At 69.8% G+C, this 17,162-nt stretch carries 14 protein-coding genes; 8 read left to right on the top strand and 6 right to left on the bottom strand.

From position 1 onward, the window contains the following. Nucleotides 1–164 precede the first annotated feature (164 nt). Nucleotides 165–1,088: an MBL fold metallo-hydrolase gene (locus ABTY62_RS10475; RefSeq protein ID WP_352129013.1), complete on the bottom strand. Its 924-nt coding sequence runs from the start codon at nt 1,086–1,088 to the stop codon at nt 165–167. A 310-nt stretch (nt 1,089–1,398) separates the two neighbouring features. Between ABTY62_RS10475 and ABTY62_RS10470 the strand changes: the two genes are divergently transcribed. The 4 genes from ABTY62_RS10470 (at nt 1,399) to ABTY62_RS10455 (ending at nt 5,402) form a co-directional block, all read left to right on the top strand. After that, the gene (locus tag ABTY62_RS10470; protein WP_311728424.1) at nt 1,399–1,533 is read left to right on the top strand and encodes a lasso RiPP family leader peptide-containing protein; all 135 of its coding nucleotides are present in this window, start codon (nt 1,399–1,401) and stop codon (nt 1,531–1,533) included. A 73-nt stretch (nt 1,534–1,606) separates the two neighbouring features. Further along, nucleotides 1,607–3,445 carry an asparagine synthase-related protein gene (locus tag ABTY62_RS10465; RefSeq protein WP_352129011.1) on the top strand — a complete coding sequence of 613 codons (1,839 nt, stop codon included), beginning with the start codon at nt 1,607–1,609 and terminating at the stop codon, nt 3,443–3,445. Continuing rightward, nucleotides 3,442–4,134, top strand: a complete 693-nt coding sequence (locus tag ABTY62_RS10460; RefSeq protein WP_352129010.1) for a lasso peptide biosynthesis PqqD family chaperone — start codon at nt 3,442–3,444, stop codon at nt 4,132–4,134. Before ABTY62_RS10465 ends, ABTY62_RS10460 begins: the two co-directional genes overlap by 4 nt. A 92-nt stretch (nt 4,135–4,226) precedes the next feature. Then, complete coding sequence (locus ABTY62_RS10455; RefSeq protein WP_352129009.1) at nt 4,227–5,402, top strand: damage-control phosphatase ARMT1 family protein; 1,176 nt, start codon at nt 4,227–4,229, stop codon at nt 5,400–5,402. Between the two features lie 68 nt (nt 5,403–5,470). Here the strand turns inward: ABTY62_RS10455 and ABTY62_RS10450 are convergent, their stop codons facing one another. Next, nucleotides 5,471–6,157 (bottom strand): DUF2848 domain-containing protein, encoded by a 687-nt coding sequence (locus ABTY62_RS10450; protein WP_352129008.1) that lies wholly within the window; start codon nt 6,155–6,157, stop codon nt 5,471–5,473. Nucleotides 6,158–6,296: 139 nt separating this feature from the next. Here ABTY62_RS10450 and ABTY62_RS10445 point away from each other — a divergent pair, with 139 nt between their 5' ends. From ABTY62_RS10445 to ABTY62_RS10435, 3 genes are read left to right on the top strand one after another with little or no spacing between them, the layout of a single operon-like run. Beyond that, entirely contained in the window at nt 6,297–7,652 is a 1,356-nt protein-coding gene (locus ABTY62_RS10445) for an MFS transporter (RefSeq protein WP_352129007.1), read from the top strand. 32 nt (nt 7,653–7,684) lie between these two features. Beyond that, entirely contained in the window at nt 7,685–8,476 is a 792-nt protein-coding gene (locus ABTY62_RS10440; protein WP_352129005.1) for a carbon-nitrogen hydrolase family protein, read from the top strand. Further along, the gene (locus ABTY62_RS10435; RefSeq protein ID WP_352129004.1) at nt 8,473–8,853 is read left to right on the top strand and encodes a cupin domain-containing protein; all 381 of its coding nucleotides are present in this window, start codon (nt 8,473–8,475) and stop codon (nt 8,851–8,853) included. The genes ABTY62_RS10440 and ABTY62_RS10435 overlap by 4 nt, the downstream gene beginning before the upstream one ends. Here ABTY62_RS10435 and ABTY62_RS10430 read toward each other — a convergent pair. Next, on the bottom strand, nt 8,828–9,457 hold the full coding sequence (locus tag ABTY62_RS10430) for a GntR family transcriptional regulator (protein ID WP_311728411.1): 630 nt from the start codon (nt 9,455–9,457) through the stop codon (nt 8,828–8,830). The two genes, ABTY62_RS10435 and ABTY62_RS10430, sit on opposite strands and share 26 nt — an antisense overlap. A gap of 219 nt (nt 9,458–9,676) precedes the next feature. Between ABTY62_RS10430 and ABTY62_RS10425 the strand changes: the two genes are divergently transcribed. Further along, a complete protein-coding gene (locus tag ABTY62_RS10425) occupies nt 9,677–12,355 on the top strand; it encodes an ABC transporter substrate-binding protein (RefSeq protein WP_352129003.1) in 2,679 nt (892 codons plus the stop codon). Between the two features lie 47 nt (nt 12,356–12,402). Here the strand turns inward: ABTY62_RS10425 and ABTY62_RS10420 are convergent, their stop codons facing one another. Genes ABTY62_RS10420 through ABTY62_RS10410 form a run of 3 tightly spaced genes read right to left on the bottom strand, consistent with a single transcriptional unit; the run spans nt 12,403 to nt 15,886 of the window. Continuing rightward, nucleotides 12,403–13,095 carry a hypothetical protein gene (locus ABTY62_RS10420; RefSeq protein WP_352129002.1) on the bottom strand — a complete coding sequence of 231 codons (693 nt, stop codon included), beginning with the start codon at nt 13,093–13,095 and terminating at the stop codon, nt 12,403–12,405. Further along, entirely contained in the window at nt 13,092–13,520 is a 429-nt protein-coding gene (locus tag ABTY62_RS10415) for a hypothetical protein (RefSeq protein WP_352129001.1), read from the bottom strand. Before ABTY62_RS10415 ends, ABTY62_RS10420 begins: the two co-directional genes overlap by 4 nt. After that, entirely contained in the window at nt 13,517–15,886 is a 2,370-nt protein-coding gene (locus ABTY62_RS10410) for a glycoside hydrolase domain-containing protein (RefSeq protein WP_352129000.1), read from the bottom strand. Before ABTY62_RS10410 ends, ABTY62_RS10415 begins: the two co-directional genes overlap by 4 nt. Nucleotides 15,887–17,162: the final 1,276 nt, after the last annotated feature.

The raw sequence follows: 17,162 nt of genomic DNA, 5'->3' as shown, positions 1-17,162 counted from the left end.
CCGGGGGACCCGGCGGCCGCCCCCCCGGCCCCCAAGCGCTGGTACATGCTCACGGCCCCCAAGTTGTAGCCGCCTGGGTTGGTTTTTATGAGACAGCGACACGCCGACACTACGGCGTGTCGCTGTCTCATACTCACCACAAACTCATGACTGCCCCGGGCGGCTCAGACGCGGGTCGGCAGCGGCCCTCCGTTGTAGGCGATCGCGTCGGCGAACCATCCGAAAGGGGAGGGGTCCTCGCCGGTGCGGTCCGCGTAGGCACGGTGCAGATTGAGGACGATGCGCTCGGCGTCGGGCAGCTCGGCGAACTCGCCGAGCGAGCAGGCGCGCGCCGCCTCCAGCGGCGTCAGCCCGTCCCGCAGGCCCGCCTCGGCCGCCTCCAGCACCAACCGGTAGTAGCGCCGGTGGGTGTCCAGCACCTCGGGCAGGGTGTTCGCGTCGATCAGCGGGCCGTGCCCGGGTACGACATGCGCGGGCTCGAACGCGGCGATCCAGTCGAGCGAGCGCAGGGCGCCCTCCACGGATCCCATGAACACCAGCGGATTGACCTGGTGGAAGAGCAGATCCCCGGCGAACAGAACACGCTCTTCGGGAAGCCACGCGACGGCGTCCCCCGGGGTGTGCGCGGCATATCCGGGGTGATGCAGCTCGACGCGCCGCTCCCCCACGTGCAGCGTCAGCGCCGTACGAAAGGTCACCCCGGGCGGCCGCCGGGTCACCCCGCCCCAGTCCGGCAGCGGATCCCAGGCGGGCGGACAGCCGTCGATCACGGTGTCGGCCAGAATCCCCGCGCGGGTCGCCTCATGCGCGACGATCACCGTCGACTCGGGGAGGAGGCTGTTGCCGTGGGTGTGGTCGCCGTGCAGGTGGGTGTTGAGCGCAAACCGCACCGGCGCGCCGCCGGTGGCCTCGTCGACCGCGCGGAGGAGGTTCCGGACGCGGCGTTCGGTGGCGCAGGTGTCGACGAGCACGACCCCGTCGTCCGTGGCCACGACGCCCGCGTTGTTGACCCACCACGAGCCGTCCGGCTGGATCCAGGCGTAGACGCCGTCGGCCACGGGCTGAAGGGTGCCGGTGTCAGTGGTCATCGGTGCGCGGCACATCCTCATAGCTCTCCTGGCGGTCACTCGCTTCGGCCATTGTCCCACGGTGCGCCGAGGACCGGCTCGAAGGGCGGTCGGCGGCAGCTCAAGTAACGGGATGGCGCGGGGTGTTGGTGGCATGGCGGCGCGCCGCCCGATTGCCGCCCGGTGCCTCCGCCCCATCCGTACGGGTTGTTTGGCGGCTCATACCGCTTATTCGCCATGGGACCGGAGCAGAACGCGGGCGAGCGGGGCCGCGGGCGGCCGGGTGGCCCGCTCTCGGCGAGGAGCTTCGGCCGGGGAGGGGGTGAGTCCTGTGGAAGAAACAACTGAGGTCTACGAGTCACCGGAGGTCACGGAAGCCGGTGACTTCACCGAGGTCACGGCGGGCGGCATCTTCGGTTTCCAGTACGACGGCGGCTTCTACCCGTACAACTGGTACCCGGGCTGACAGGTGGCCGGCGGGGGCGGGCCGGGCCCGTCCCCGCCGGCTGGATGGATGGTGGCGAGTCGAGGCGGTGCGGGTGCTCAGGGACACGTGGTGGCTGATCCTGCCGGACACGGAGGCGGCGGCCGCCCTGGCGGATCGGCTCGGGGCGCGGGACCTGGATTGTCTGCGCCATGCGTCGGGGCGGCCGTGGCTGCTGGGCCGGTGGCGCGGCGCGGAGGCGGTGACGGCCGAGGCGGGGGACGCGCGGGTGGCGGTGCTGGGCCGGTGCCCGCTCACCCCGGAGGCGCTGCGGGCGCGGGTGGCGCGGCTTCGGGACGTACGGGAGGTGGAGGGCGCGGTCGGCCGGGTGGCGGGCAGCTACCACGTGTTGGCCACGGTCGGCGGCCGGGTGTGGGCGCGCGGCACCGCCTCGGCGGCGTGCCGGCTGTTCACCGCCCGCGTGGCGGGTGTGCCGGTGGCGGCGCCGGGGGCCGATGTGCCGGCCGGACTGCTCGACGCGGCCCCGGACCAGGAGATGCTGGCCGCGCGCCTGATGGACCCTCCCGTCTCGTGGACGGCGCTGGGCGGGCGCACCATGTGGCGCCACGTGCGGGCGGTGCGGCCCGACGAGGCGCTGGTGTGGGAGCGGGCCGGGGCTCAGCGCACCGTGCGGTGGTGGCGTCCGCCCGCGCCCGAGCTCGGGTTGCGCACGGCGGCCGAGGGGGTGCGCGCCGCGCTGGCCGAGGCGGTGGCCACCTGTACGGCCGGTGGCGGAACCGTCAGTTCGGATCTGTCGGGCGGCCTTGACTCGACCAGCCTGTGCTTTCTCGCGGCCGCCCGGGGCGAGGCCGAGTTGGTGACGCTGCGCTGGGAGGGCGTGGACGCGCAGAACGACGACGCCGTCTGGGCTCGGCGGGCGGTCGCGGCGCTGCCGGGGGCCACCCATCTGGTGGTGGCGGAGCGCGAGACGCCGGACTGGTTCGCCGGGGTGGACGGGATGCGCCTGGCCACCGAGGAGCCGGTGGCGTGGGCGCGGGATGTGGCGAAGCAGAGCGATGTCCTGGATCGCGTGGGGGCGCACGGTTCCCGGCTGCATCTGTGCGGAGGTGGCGGAGACGAGTTGTTCACCCCGTCGCCCGCGCTCCTGACCGACCTGGTGTGGTCGCATCCGCTGCTGGTGTCGCGGCGTCTGCGGCGTCTGCGCTTCGACTGGCGGGTGGGCCGTACGGAGGCGCTGCGTGCGGTCTGCGACCGGGGCGGCTACCAGCGGTGGCTGCACCGGGCGGCCCGCGATCTGACCGCGCCGCAACCGGCCCCACCGGCGAGCCGACTGGGCTGGCAGCCGCCGCCCCGTATGCCCGGGTGGGCCACCCCCGGGGCGGTACGCGCCGCCGCGGCGGCACTCGAAGACGCCGCCGGTCGCTGCCCCGGGCCACTGGCCCCGCAGCGGTCCCTGCACACCGTGCTCTCGCAGGTGCGTGAGGGCGGCAACGCGATCCGCCAGATGAACAAGGCTCTTCCCGGCCCCGGTTACGCCATCCCCTACACCGACGACGCGGTCGTGGCCGCCGCGCTGTCCGTCCGCCCGCTGGAGGCGAGTGTCCCGGGCCGCTTCAAGCCGCTGCTGACCGAGGCGATGGGCGGCATCGTGCCGCGCGAGATCCTGCGCCGCACCTCGAAGGGCCGCTACGGCACCGACTTCTACCGCGCGCTGCGCCGCCGGCGCGGCGAGATCCTGGCCCTCCTGGACGGTTCGCTGCTGGCCAAGGCCGGTCTGATCGACCCGGAGCGGCTGCGCCGCGCGCTGCATTCGCATGCTTCGGTACCCGAGCTGGCCCTGGTGACGCACACCGTGGCCGGTGAGATCTGGCTGCGCTCGGTGGCCGAGCGACCGCGCCCATGGCCCGTTCAACCAGACGGAGGTGCTCGTTGACACCCATCGTGTTGCGGCCGCAGGTGACGTGCGCGACCACCAGGGACGGCATGGTGCTGCTCGATGAGCGGTCCGGGCGCTACTGGCAGCTGAACACCACTGGCGCGCTCATCCTGCGCCACCTCCTCGACGGCGAGACACCGCGACAGGCGGCCGCAGCGTTGGCCGGCAGATACCCCGCGGCCGCCGACCGCGCCGCCGGGGACGTCGAGCAGCTCCTGGCCACCCTGCGCGAACGCGGCCTGCTGACCGATGCCCCGGTCCCCGACCCGACGCCCGCGCCGGGAAGGATCACCCCGGCGCACCGCGTACTGGCCGCGCTGTGCGCCGCGGCCGCCGGCCCACTGGCCCGCGCCCGGCCGCGCCATATCCGCGCCGTGCTCCGCCTGCTGCGCCGCGGCGCGTCCCCCGCCACTCCCGAAGAGACGGCCGCCGCCCGGCACGCCGTGGTCACGGTCAGCGCGCGCTGCGCCGCCACCCGAAGCTGTCTGCGCCGCTCCCTGGCCACCACCCTGCTGTGCCGGGCCCGCGGGGTATGGCCGACTTGGTGCACGGGGGTGCGTACGGACCCGTTCGGCGCACACGCCTGGGTGGCCGTGGACGGCGAGCCGATCGGCGAACCCGCCCACGAGCGCGGCTACACCCCCATCATCACCGTCCCACCGGAGCGGAGGTCGAGACGGCGGTAAAGGCCGTGTCCCCGCCGACAGCGCGCCCGGCGTCGTCACACTGACAGTGGACAGCGACCGAGCAGCGCCATTCCCGGAGGGGTCACCAAGCCATGTCCAAGACCGTGGACGCGCCCGTCATCCTGAGCAATGAGCCCGGGAGCTTCGCCCGGAGCGTGCTGGCCGAGCGCCACCCGGCGCTCATCGAGAGGGTGCGCGGCGCCTTTCCGTACGGCCCCGGGCAGCACCGGGCGCTCGACGCCCTGCTCACCGAGTCCACCGAGGGCGTGATCGGCCCCCTCGGCCCCGGTGCGCCGGACCGCGACCAGTGGGCGGAATGGGGGCGGGGCTACTTCGGCCGCTCCTGGTTCGACGTACCGTTCCTGTGGGCGGAGAGCTACTTCTACCGGAAACTCCTCGAAGCGGTGGGCTACTTCGCGGCGGGCCCATGGCAGGGCATCGACCCGTTCCGGCCCTTCAAGCAGGCCGAACTGCACACCGAAGAGGCGGCGGCCGAGCTGACGGCGCTGGACCGCCTCGCGCTGCGGCCCGTGGACGAGCAGGCGCAGGCGCTCCTGTACGGATCGCTGTGGGGCAACCGCGCGGACCTCGGCTTCAGCATGACCCCCGGTGGCCGGGCCGCGGCCGGCGCCGAAAGCCCGCTCATCGCGGACGACTCAGCATCGCTGTGGTCGCTGCTGCCCGCCGGAGGCCCGAACACGGTCTGCCTGGTCGCGGACAACGCGGGCCGCGAGCTCGTCCCCGACCTGCTCCTCATCGACCACCTGCTGCGACACCACCACGCCGAACTCGTCACCCTTCACGTCAAGCCGTACCCGTACTACGTCTCCGATGCCATGACCGCCGACGTGATCGACGGCCTGCGCCACCTCAGGCAGGCCGACGGCGTCGCCGGCGTGGTCGGCAAGCGGCTGTGGGAGTGGATCAGGCGCGGCCGGCTCACCGTTCGAACCCACGCGTTCTTCTGCGCACCGCTGCCGTACGCGGATATGCCCGAAGACCTGCGCCAGGAGTTCGCAGACGCCACCGTGACCATCATGAAGGGCGACCTGAACTACCGGCGCCTCGTCGGCGATCAGCTGTGGCCCCCGACCACGCCCTTCGCCGAGCGCACCGCGTACTTCCCCGGCCCCGTGGCAGCCCTGCGCACCCTGAAGTCCGACGTGATCGTCGGGCTCGACGAGCGAACAGAGGCATCGCTCGTCGCCGCACACGACCAGCGCTGGCGCACCAGCGGCACCCACGCACTCATCCAGGTGCGGCGATGACATGAAACCGCGGGCCGTGACCGTCGAGTCACGACCCGCGCCTTCCTTCTGGCGCCGCCGGCGGCTCGTCAGCCGATGGGTTCCGGCATGGGGTGCACGGCGTAGGCGAGGCGGATGGTGTCGCCGGTGGCGGGGTCGCCCAGTTCCACGCGCCAGGCGTCGGCGAACTGGTCGACACCCGGGGCCATGGGGATGGTGCCGGAGATGAGGACGGTGCCCGGGTTGAGGGCGTCGCGGGAGCGCAGGACGTCGACCCAGTAGGCGGGGGTGAGGAGTTCGGCGAGGGTGCCGTGCTGGATCTGGGTCTCGGTGCCGTCGTGGGTGACCCAGGCGCGCAGGGTCAGCTCGTCCAGGCGGCCTTCGATGTCGGCGAGCCGCCAGGCGCGGCGGGCGAGGACGTCGGGGCCGGCGTTCTTGCTCCAGGCCACGCCGTGCACCTCGAGGTCGCGGTCCGTGTGGTCGCAGGCGGCCGTGAGCAGCAGCTCGCCGTCGCCGGCCACGACGAGCGCCCACTCGGCCTCGCCGGACGTGCGCCGGTGCTGGACCGCGACGCGGTCGATCTGCTGGGCGAGGTAGGGGGCGACGGGGTAGAGGGTCGGCGTCACGGTGGGGGTGGGCACGCCGAGCTCGGCGAGTTCGGCGATGTGCGCGGCGACGTCGTCCTGGCTGCGCCCGGCGTACCCGGCGTTGAGGACGTGGACGATGTCGACCTCGCGTGTCGATCCGTCCGGCAGTTCGAAGGTCAGCTGGGCCATGAGGGGGCTCCCGGAGTTCGGGTGACGGTCCGCGGTTGGGGATTTCTCCGCGGTTAACTTCTTGCGCAGGGCTTGCGCATACGACCTGTATACAAGAAGTATGCCGGAAGGTCGATGTCTCCGAGCAAGGATGGGAACCATGCACGACACCACCAAGGACGATCCGAGGGCGTCCGAGAGGCGCTCCGGCGTCCGCCGGGCCTTCGTCGCGAGCCTGACCGGCACAGCCCTGGAGTGGTACGACTTCGCCGTCTACTCCGCCGCGGCGGCCCTGGTCTTCGGCGATCTCTTCTTCCCCTCGGAGGACCCGCTCACCGGCACGCTGCTGGCCTTTTCCACGTACGCGGTGGGCTACGTCTCGCGCCCGCTGGGCGGGATCGTCTTCGGTCGCCTCGGCGATGTGATCGGCCGCAAGAAGGTGCTGATCGCCACACTGGTCCTGATCGGCGTGGCCACCTTCCTGATCGGCGTCCTGCCCACGTACTCCACGATCGGGGTCGCCGCCCCGATCGCCCTGGTCGTGCTGCGGTTCGCGCAGGGCGTGGGCGTCGGCGGCGAGTGGGGCGGCGCGGTGCTGCTGTCCAGCGAGTTCGGAGACCCGCGCCGCCGCGGCTTCTACGCCTCCGCCGCGCAGGTGGGCCCGCCGGCGGGCAATCTCCTGGCCAACGGCGTCCTGGCCGCCCTCGGCGCGCTGCTGACCGAGGCGCAGTTCGAGGCGTGGGGCTGGCGGGTGGCCTTCCTGCTCTCCGGCGCCCTCGTCGCCTTCGGCCTGTGGATCAGGGCGAAGCTGGAGGAGACCCCCGTCTTCAAGGCGATGGAGGCCGAGCAGTCCCGGCCCGAGGCGCCGGTCCGCGAGGTCTTCACCACCCAGCCCCGCGCCCTGCTCGCCGCGATCCTCTGCCGCGTCGGCCCCGACGTGCTGTACGCCATGTTCACCGTCTTCGTGCTGACGTACGCCACCGGGGAACTGGGCATGTCGCGCGGTTCCGCCCTCGCGGCCGTCCTCATCGGCTCCTCGCTCCAGGTCTTCCTGATGCCACTGGCCGGTGCCGTCTCCGACCGGATCAACCGTCGTGTGCTGTACGGCTGTGCCGCGGCGGCCGCCGGTGTGTGGCCGTTCCTGTTCTTCCCGATGGTCGGCGGCGGCAGCTGGATCCCGCTGGCGCTCGGCGTCGTGGTGGGCCTGGTGATCCACTCCTTCCTGTACGGGCCGCAGGCCGCCTTCATCGCCGAGCAGTTCTCGCCCCGGCTGCGCTACACCGGCTCATCGCTGGCGTACACCCTGGCCGGCATCATCGGCGGCGCCATCGCCCCGCTGCTGTTCACCACCCTGCTGAGTGCCTACGGCAGTTGGCTGCCGCTGGCCCTCTACATCGCCGTCGCCGCGGCCGTCTCGCTCGCGGGGGTGTTCCTGGGCCGCGATCCCGAAGCCGCCGTCGACGAGGACGCCCGGCTCGCCACACCGGCAGCGCAGGCCACGGCCGACGCCGTCTGACCCACTACCGTCTGACCCACTGAGGAGGAAGTATGCGGATCGCCCTGAGCCAGCTCACCACGGGCCCGGATCCCGGGAAGAACCTGCGGCTCATCGAGGAATGGGCACAGCGCGCCGCGGACGCCGGAGCCCGTGTCGTCGTCTTCCCCGAGGCTTCAATGGCCTGCTTCGGCACCCCACTGGCACCGCTCGCCGAACCCCTGAACGGACCGTGGGCCGACGGAGTACGGGAGATCGCCAGGGCCACCGGCACCGTCATCGTGGCCGGCATGTTCACCCCGGCGGACGGCGGCAAGGTGACCAACACCCTGCTGGCCACCGGCCCCGGCGTCGAGACGTCCTACGACAAGATCCACCTCTACGACGCCTTCGGCTACCGTGAGTCCGAAAGCGTCGCCGCGGGCTCGCGGACCACCGTCATGGATGTGGACGGCGTACGGCTGGGCCTGGCCACCTGCTACGACGTCCGCTTCCCGGAGCTGTTCCGGGCACACGCCGACGCCGGGGCGGCCGCGACCCTGCTGGCCGCGTCCTGGGGAGCCGGGCCCGGCAAGCTCGACCAGTGGGAGCTGCTGGTGCGGGCCCGGGCCCTGGACGCCACCCTCTGGCTGGCCGCTGTCGACCAGGCCGACCCCGGCACCGCCCCGGGAGGCGCGCCGACCGGCATCGGGCACAGCCGGATCGTCGGCCCCGACGGAACCGTGCGGCACGCCCTGGACGCCGAACCGGGTCTGCTGGTCGCCGACCTCGACATCGACGAGGTCACGGCGGTACGGAAGACGACCTCGGTGCTCGTCAACAGGCGACCGGAGGTGTGGCAGTGAGCAAGCCGGAGCTGGAATTCCACCTGCCCGCCGGGCCGTGGACCACTCCCGCGGGGGCCGGTCCTGGCGTACGGGAACGCGTGCTCGCCGACGACCCCGACGGCGGCGGCCGGACCGTTCTGGTCCACTGGGCGCCCGGCACCGACAGCTCGGCGCAGGGTGTGACACGCCATGACTTCTGGGAGGAGGTCTATCTCGTCGACGGGGCGATGCACGACCTGACGCTCGGCGAGACCTTCACCGCGGGCATGTACGCCTGCCGCCCGCCCGGTATGCCGCACGGCCCGTGGACCTCGGAGAACGGCGTCACGATGCTCGTGGTCACGTACCCCGAACCACCGTCACCACCGGCTAGGAGCCCTCGAGCAGCACCTTGAGTGTCGACTGGAGGTGATGGTCGATCGCGGCGCACGCCTGCCCGGCGTCACCGGCGGCAAGGGCGTCCACGATGGCCCGGTGCTCGTTGAGCACCGCCTCCTGTCGCCCTTGCCGGTTGAACACGGCCACCACCCCGGCCCGGACCTGGCGACTGCGCAAGCCTTCGTAGTGCCGGTCCAGCAACGTGTTCCCCACGGCCGACACCAGCGCCGCGTGGAACTGGTGGTCCACCGCGATGAACTCCCGGGTCTGGTCGGGGCCGGTGAGTTCATCCTGCCGCTCCAGCAGCGACCGCATCTCCTGCACCGGCGCCTGTCCGGTGGCGACGAGCTGCTGCGCGGCATATCGCTCCACGATGCCCCGCAGCTCCATCAGCTCCCTGATCTCGCGCCCCGTCAGCGGCGACACCCGGGCGCCCCGCTTGGGCACGAGTTCGACCAGGTCCTCGGCGGCGAGCAGGAGCAGCGCTTCCCGGATGGGGGTGCGGGAGACTCCGATCCGGTCGGCGATCTCCTGCTCGGACAGGAACGCCCCCTGCATCCTGGGATCGGTCAGAACCGTGTCCTTCAGATACGCGTACGCCGTCTCCCGACCGGACGCCACCACAACCCCCAGAAGCTCGCATACATAGCGTATACAGAAGCTATCACGCACCGCCAGGCGACCGACGATGGTCACATTCCGCAATCGTGGTAGCGCGCTCCGCAGTGGGCGAGGATGATGGCTCTGGGCACAAATGCCCGATCTTTCCTGGGGTGCACAGACAGTGCACATGGTTTCGATGGTTCGCGCCGCGTGACGGGCCATCCGGGGGGTCATGCCATGTTCTCTTCCGTACCGCCGCTTCCCAAGATCAACTCGTTGGTCGAGGCGCTCGAACAGCTCATCAAGCAGCCGCCCAAGAGACGCGGGCCGGCCCCCCAGGTTCTGCTCACGCAGCTGAGCGAGGACGGCACGGAGGCGGAGCGCATCGCGGACGGGCTGTGCGGGCGCTTCAGCGCCGGGGGGCGGGCCAGGATCCCGTACGCGCAGGTGGCGGGGGCGCCCTCCGGCCCGCGGCGCGAGGGTGTGGGCGACACCTTCCAGAAGATCGAGGAGGAACTCCTCCGCAACCGGCCCAGCGGCTTCGGCAGGCTGCGGCTGCCGCAGTACCGCCTCATGTGCAGCATCGTCGAGGCGCAACTCACCGAGGGCCAGCCCCTGGTGCAGGCCGAGGAGTTACGGAACAAGTGTTACGAGGCGCGCTGCAAGGACTCCAGGATCCTCCGAGCCCTGGAGGCCGTCAGCGGCGGCGAAGAGCCCCCGCCGAGCATCCCCGCCACCGCCTGGTACTGGCTGCGCCGCCCGCTCCTGGGCCTGCTGCCACGCTGGTGGTACGGATGGCGGAACGGGCGTCGGATGACGCGTAAGGGCAGCTGGTACCGCCTGTGGGCGGAACTCCCCGAGAGGGGTGCGGACTTTTTCACCGACGCCCGGCGCCTCGCCGGCGCCGACGGCTCCTCCGGACTCGACCAGACCGTGGCCGTGCTGCTGCGGGCACTGCTCGCCGATCTGCACGCAGCCTGCCGCCACCCGCTGCTGTCCCCGTGGGGTCGTCGCCGCAAGCACCGTTTCGTCCTCGTCTTCCCACAGGTCGAACCCGCCGAGCCGCAAGTGGGCCGGCTGCTGGCGCAATTCCCCGACGCGGTCGAGCAGACCGGCTGCACCGGAGTGCTCCTGGTGGCCGCGGTGCCGCCGGGCGAGGGGCCGACGGAGGGCTACGCCGAGGCCGCCGTCACGCTCAACTCCTGGCGGGTGGCCGCAGGGGTGGGCAGGGCCCGTGTCGTACGGGTGGGAGTGGAGCCGTCCGCCGACGACGCGGACGCCGCGCGCTGGCTCAGCCGCTTCCCGGAGATCTACCTCGAGAAGACCCACTCCGATCTCGCCCCGCGGCTCGAGGCCGCCCTCGCGTCGGTGGCGGGGGCCGCCACGCTGGCACTCCTCGCCACGTACGGCCTGACCTGGCTGCTGCCGGAGGGAGACAAAACCGACTGCCTGACCCGCAGTGCCGCGACTGAGTCCGCCGCGCCGTCCGGCACCGGCCGTATCCCCTCCGGAAAGTCCCCGAAGGAGCTCTACAGAGCGGTCCGCGCCATGATCGAGCGGCAGAACGAGGAAGCCGACGCGGCCGCCGCGCGGCCCGGCGCGATGGTGAGGACCGTCGTCTATCTGGGCGTGCCTGTCACCGTCAACTCATGGAAGGAGGCGATGTACAGCGGAGCCATTCCCGAACTGCGAGGGATCGCCCTGGCCCAGGAAGAACTCAACCGCGAGGCATCCCGGGACGAGGGCAACAAGGTATGGCTGCGCGTCCGGGTCGAGGACGCGGGCGAGCGGTTCACCAAGGCGCCCGCCGTCGCCGCCGGGATCGTGAGAGAAGTGGAACAGGAGCCGGGCGACGAGCAGATCATGGGAGTGGTCGGCCTCGGCCAGAGCCGCGAGGACACCCTGCGGGCCCGGGACATCCTGGGCGAGGGCGGGCTGCCGGTCATCGGAACCGTCGCGACAGCCGAGGTCATGCAGCGGCACCCGATGTACCGGCAGGTCGCACCGGACAACCGCCGAGAGGCGCGCATCGCCGCCGACTTCGCCCGCCGAGGCAACATCGTGCAGACCGCCCCGGGAAGGTGCGCACCCGCCGAGCGGGCCGTAGTGATCGCGGACCCGACCGACAACTACAGCGCCAATCTCAGCGAGCGGTTCACCGAAGAGTTCAGGGACACCCACCGCATCTGGTACACCGCGGGCGGCGACCGCATGAGCCACCACCCCGCGCAGGAAGACGGCGTCGAATGGGTTCAGAAGTTCTCCGAAATGGCCGAGAAGGTCTGCCGTCGGCTCAAGGACGAACCGCGCACGGTGGTGTACTGGACCGCTCGGGCGAATGAATTCGGCGCGTTCCTCGATGAATTCAACAGTGGCACGGAGTGCAATGGGCAGCTGACCGCGCTCGGCGGAAACGACCTCACCAATGCCGTCGTCGACGAACAGCGCCCCAGCGAGCGCTACCCCCGGCTGCGGCTCTACTACGCGGCGCACGCCCTGCCCAAGTCGTACCCGCCCAACGTCATGGGCGAGAACTTCCGCCGGCAGTACGTCGCCACGTACGGCAGTCGCGACCCCTGGAGCAACGACGGCCGCACGCCACTGGCCTCCGACGCCCTGCGAGTGCTGGCCACGGCACTCAACGAGGCGCGTCAGGACGCGGGGACGGCGGCATTCGGCCGCGGCACGGTGCAGGCCGCCCTGGTGAACGGAGCCGGCGGCGCGGCCGGGGTACGGGGCGCGTCGGGGACGCTGGCGTTCGGACGGGACGGCAAAGTCCCCGCGGCCAAGCGGCTCCTCATCCTGCACGACACAAAGCGCGGGCCGGAGGTGGCATTGGAGTGCGGAGCGCGCGACAACGGCGACGAAAGGAAGACATGGGGGCCGGATAATGAGTTCGCCTGCCCAGGTGACTAGGGTCTGTCCCGGAGGCCCGGCCGGTGGCCCGGCCCCCGGGGCGGGGTTCAGGCCGCGCGCTGGCGGCGTTCCAGGGCTTTCGCGGCGCGCTGCCGCTCAGGGGCGAACGGGTTGATCGTTCCGGGGCCGGCGCCCGGGGTGCGGTCCCACTGTTCGAACTTCCGGGCGATGGTGGCGAGCCGCTCGTCGCCGGGGCGCACATCGATCTGGAAGTGACTCTCCTTCGGCACCTCCTCGTCCCCGCCCCACCGCACCACTCCCTCGCAGTCGGCGAGGATGTCCCGGACGACGACCGTCTCGTGCGGGAAGAGCCCGTCCTTGGAGCCGACGGGGTACAGCACGGGGCGGACCGCGATCGCCGTGCCGGAGAGGTAGTTGCTCTCGTACCGCGTCGAAACGGTGCGGTCCGTGGTGTGGCCGGTGACCTCGCCCGCGTCCAGGGTGGCGATCTCGTAGTTGACGCGACGGGCCACGAACAGCAGCACCGTGGCCACATCACCCGCCAGGAGGGGGACGGTCACCTGCTCCGCCCCCTCCACTCGGTGGTCATGGACCTTGTCGGTCACCGGCCAGCCATTCGCCGATCTCCCTTCCCGCCATAACGCTCTCTCGGCTCCGGCCGCTGAGGCCGGGCCGGCCAACCCGCCCGCCCAAAGGGCGACGCCGCCCGCTACGCCGAGCCCGGCGGTCAGAAAATCTCGGCGGCCGAACCGCGAGTGGGTGAGTGGGACATCGCTCATGAACGGGCTCCTGTTCTCGAGGTGGTGGTTCTCGACGTGACGGCCGCGTGCACGGCCTTGGCGGAACACAGAACGAAACCTGCGGCGAAGACAAAGACCACCGGGTTCACCCAGGCCGGAACGAGATCGATCGTGGTGCCGTCGTTCCACCGGCACTCATAACTCAGTGGGAACGCGGTCTCCGTAACCGAGTCGGGCCGATTTCCAGAGCCGTGCCCGGACTTCACGGCGCAGACCTCGCTCGTCTGCGTGAAGCCGGACAGCGCTCCGAACGCGTATACGAGAAACGTGATGCCGAGGCACACCGCGGCGGCCGCCGACCACGCCCGTGGATCACGCCAGGGGAAGGCCCGCACCCTCAGCAGGCGCACGGACTTCACGAGGACGAAGACGAGCAGCAGCAGGGCAGCCCCGGCGAAAATCATCGCGAATCTCTCAGGTTCTTCTTCTGGTTGGCGAGGTAGGTAGCCTTCTTCACGCCCTCTTGCCCGGCCCTGGCCAGCAGCGAGTCGGCGAATCCCCGGCAGAACTCAGTGAGCTTGTCGGCGGGGAGCATCTCGGGCAGCAGTGTGTCGTACCCCGCGATTCCATAGATCAGCTTCGCCCGCCCCAGCACGATGGTGGGGTCGTCGCTCATCGTCAGCATGTTCCGGGCCATGTCAGTGGCGGTGCTGGCGAGGCCGCTGAACCGTTTGGTGAGAAAGTCGCCGATCCGGGTGAGGCCGCCGCTGCCGCGGTAGTGGTTCCGGACCGCCGTGACGATGTCCTGGCCACCGCGCACCCGCTCCGAGATCAGATAGCCGTCCGCGTCTTCGAGGAGGTCGTTGAAGCCGAAGGTCGAATCCACCCCGATCTTGGCGAACTTGTCCTCGCAGTAGGTGTAGCCGGAAGAGTAGCTGTCGCTGTCCCGTCGCCACTCCCCATAGAGGGTGATGATGTCGCCGCCCCAGCCGCCCACGTCTCCCGCGTTCACCCGGAGGGGGTTCGAGGGCTGCGGCTTGACGTAGTGCGCGTTACAGGACGCGAGCATGTGCTCGGCGCCGATGTGATAGCCGGTGAAGGGGTCCTTGAACTCGTCCCAGACGAAGGCGTCGCGGTCATTGGCGTATTTGATGAAGTCCTTGTCCGGGTCTCCGATGAGCGCCCACCAGGCGAAGTTCGCGTACGTCACGTGGCGGACGTACTCCATGACGAGGCGGCTCGGGTCGCCCTTTCCGTAGTCGAGAGCCAGGCCATAGAGCCTCTCGATGTAGGCGATGAAATCATCGGCGGGAGAGGTCTGCTTGTTGACCGAACCCTGCCCGAAGTCGGTTCCCGCCCGGTGGGCGACCTTGTCGAGGTCGAAGTCGGGGGCGAACTCGAACTCCTTGATCTGATTGAAGGACCAGTTCGCGGGCAGTGGAAAACCGAGATTTCCGGAGAATCCGGTCGACATGCCGGAGACGTAAGAATAGCGGGCGTAGGTCTCCTTGGTGACCTGCGCGCAGACATTCCGCGACCCATAGACACCATGGACGAACCGCTTCCCCTTGTTGGCGAGCCCAGCGGACACCCCGTTGAAGTAGGGGATGATGTTGGATGCGATCTGATCGTTGGTCGCGTCGTAGTCGACCGCGAAATAGATCACGGTGCTGCGGTTGAAGCCATAGAACGTGGCCCGCTCATGGGCGAGCAGGCCGTGCTGGAAGCCCTTGGTGTAGGTGAAGTCCGAGAGGAGTCTGCCGTTGTCCTGGAAGATCGGGACCACTCGAAGCCCGGCGGAGAACATGTCCTGCAGTTCCCCGGGCTTGATGTATTTGTCGATGCTGTCCGGCGGCTGGTAGAGGTAGCGGCCGACGGCTCGGTATCCCGCGTCGTAGAGCGCCTTCCCCCGGGAGGCGGTGATGGTGTAACGGGTGTCGGAGGCGTCGACGGGTCTCTCGGGGTCGCCAGTCGAGATCAGCAATTGCGCCCAGGTCTGGTAGTCACCACGCCCGCTCACATCCAGCACGGAGAACCGCTGAAACTGCTGGACGAATTCCTTGAGCGAGGAGTCGAAGGTGCTCTTGAACGAGGTGACGTACGTGCCTTCGCCGTCGCTGACCGGCTCGTTGAACACACAGGCCGCGGAGAACAGCTGCACGAAGATTCCCGAGTCCCCCTGGGACACCGGGTGGCTCTTCAGACCGGCCTGCGTTCCGGGCCCGAACACACCCGTGGCCTGATCCTCGGGGATGCCGACCTCGTACTGGATCGCCTTCATCAGCGCCTGCTGCACATCGCGCGAGAAGTGTCCGTCGCACGGACCTATGAAGAAGGTCGACTTATTGACGTACCGGCCGTTGAGCCAACGCTGGATGCTCTGCACTTTCTCGGAGCCACCGGCCAGCAAGACGTACGCGTCCATGGTCAGCAGCGCCTTGAAGATCTTCGGCTGCACCATGCCGCTGGTTTCGCCGAGACCGGCGTCGATCTTGAAGGCGGCGATGGACTCGGCCATAAGGAGGTCGAAGGTCCCTTCGCCGTCGCCACCCCAGTAGCCCTTGCAGAACATGGCGTTCTGGACGATCTTCCTGATGTTGACGTTCGGCTCGTCCGGGCCGATGCTGCCGTGGGCGGTGAGCTTCGCGAGAGTGCCGGCGCCGAAGTTCGCCACCACCGGGCTGATACCGAGCTCCTTCTGCAAACCCATGGTGAGGGAGTACATCGTCGCCCAGCCGGTGCGCCCGTCCTCCGGGCATCGGGTGTACCCGCTGACGCCCGCGTACGTCTTGTTGACCCACTTCTGGGCTGCGAGAACCTTGTCGTCCAACTCCGTGTCTCCTCAGATCAAAGAATTTCGGGAGGAATTCCACGCCGCGGACGCGGCACGGAATCGAGAGAACGCACTATGGAGCTGTTCGCTAGCTTCAACGCTGGTGACTTATAGGTGACTTATATGGAGACCTGAACTCGTGCTGAGTTTTGACGCCGCGATAGGCCGACCGCCACACGTGTCCATGCCTCATATCGCAGTGCCGGAGCACGCACTGTCGCGGCTTGATCGAACCTTTTTGTCGTGCGGTCGGCGCATGATTCCGGCGTACGTGAGACCTTTGTTTACTCAGTCACAGAGTGGACCGCGTACCGCGTCGATAATGACCTGCGCGCCGGTCTTTGACACATCGGCGGCGACCGCTTGCGGGGCAATCAGGCCCAGAGCGCCGATCGAAACCACTGCTACTGCGGCGCGTAAAGCAGGTCTCCGGCTGCTGGTCATACGTGTCCCCTCCCATGAAGCCATACGGAATCTGGGGGCCGCGAAAAAGAAGCCCGCTTAACCCCCCGGTTTACGCGAGCCGCAGCACCCTACAGACGGGCCTGAGCATACGTACCCGGCTGTGATCCCGAAAAGAGAGCCGACGTGCGCCTATCCAAGCGGCCCACCTCTTTGTTACTTAGAGTTATAGCGCTCGATTAGCTGGGCCACCGTCGCCTAGCACCACCTCAGTGAACTGCGTGACAGGGATTACCGAGAGTTGCAGTGTGGCTTCCGTCACAAAATACACGCCGAGAGCCGCGCTCTCTGCCCCTGCTCACCGTCTATATCCGAGAAGCCGTCATCCTCCTCGCAAGGGTCTTCGCCCCCGGACAGCTGAAAACCACGCTGCAAGCCATGCAGCAATCCTGGCGGGCGGCAGTCGCCCCCTGCCCAGTCTGGAGCCAATCCCGCGACCGTCGCCGGCTGGATCAGCCAGGCCGAGGCCGACAAGGCCCGCCGCTCAGCAGCAACTGATCGCCGTCGGCACCGCACCTGATGCTCAGCTGCAACGCAAGACGCGGACTGTGACTGTTGAGTCACAACCCGCGTCATCCGTGTACGTAAGATCGTGTCCGAGGGGGGATTCGGGCAGATGCCCCACGGATCACGCCCCTCACGACGGTGCTGACGCTGGCGTAGCCGCAGGCTCAAGCTCTTGGCGGGAGTCGGGTCCTATCGACGATGACGTGTTCTTCAGCTCGTACCTGGGCCGTCGCCATGCCGCGTACCGAGGACCTCCGCACTGCCAGCACCGGCGAAGGACATATCCGATGCCGGGCAACGGGCG

The sequence above is a fragment of the Streptomyces sp. NPDC097640 genome (assembly GCF_040302705.1).
Lineage (GTDB): Bacteria > Actinomycetota > Actinomycetes > Streptomycetales > Streptomycetaceae > Streptomyces.
This window is presented reverse-complemented; position numbering and strand designations above follow the sequence as displayed.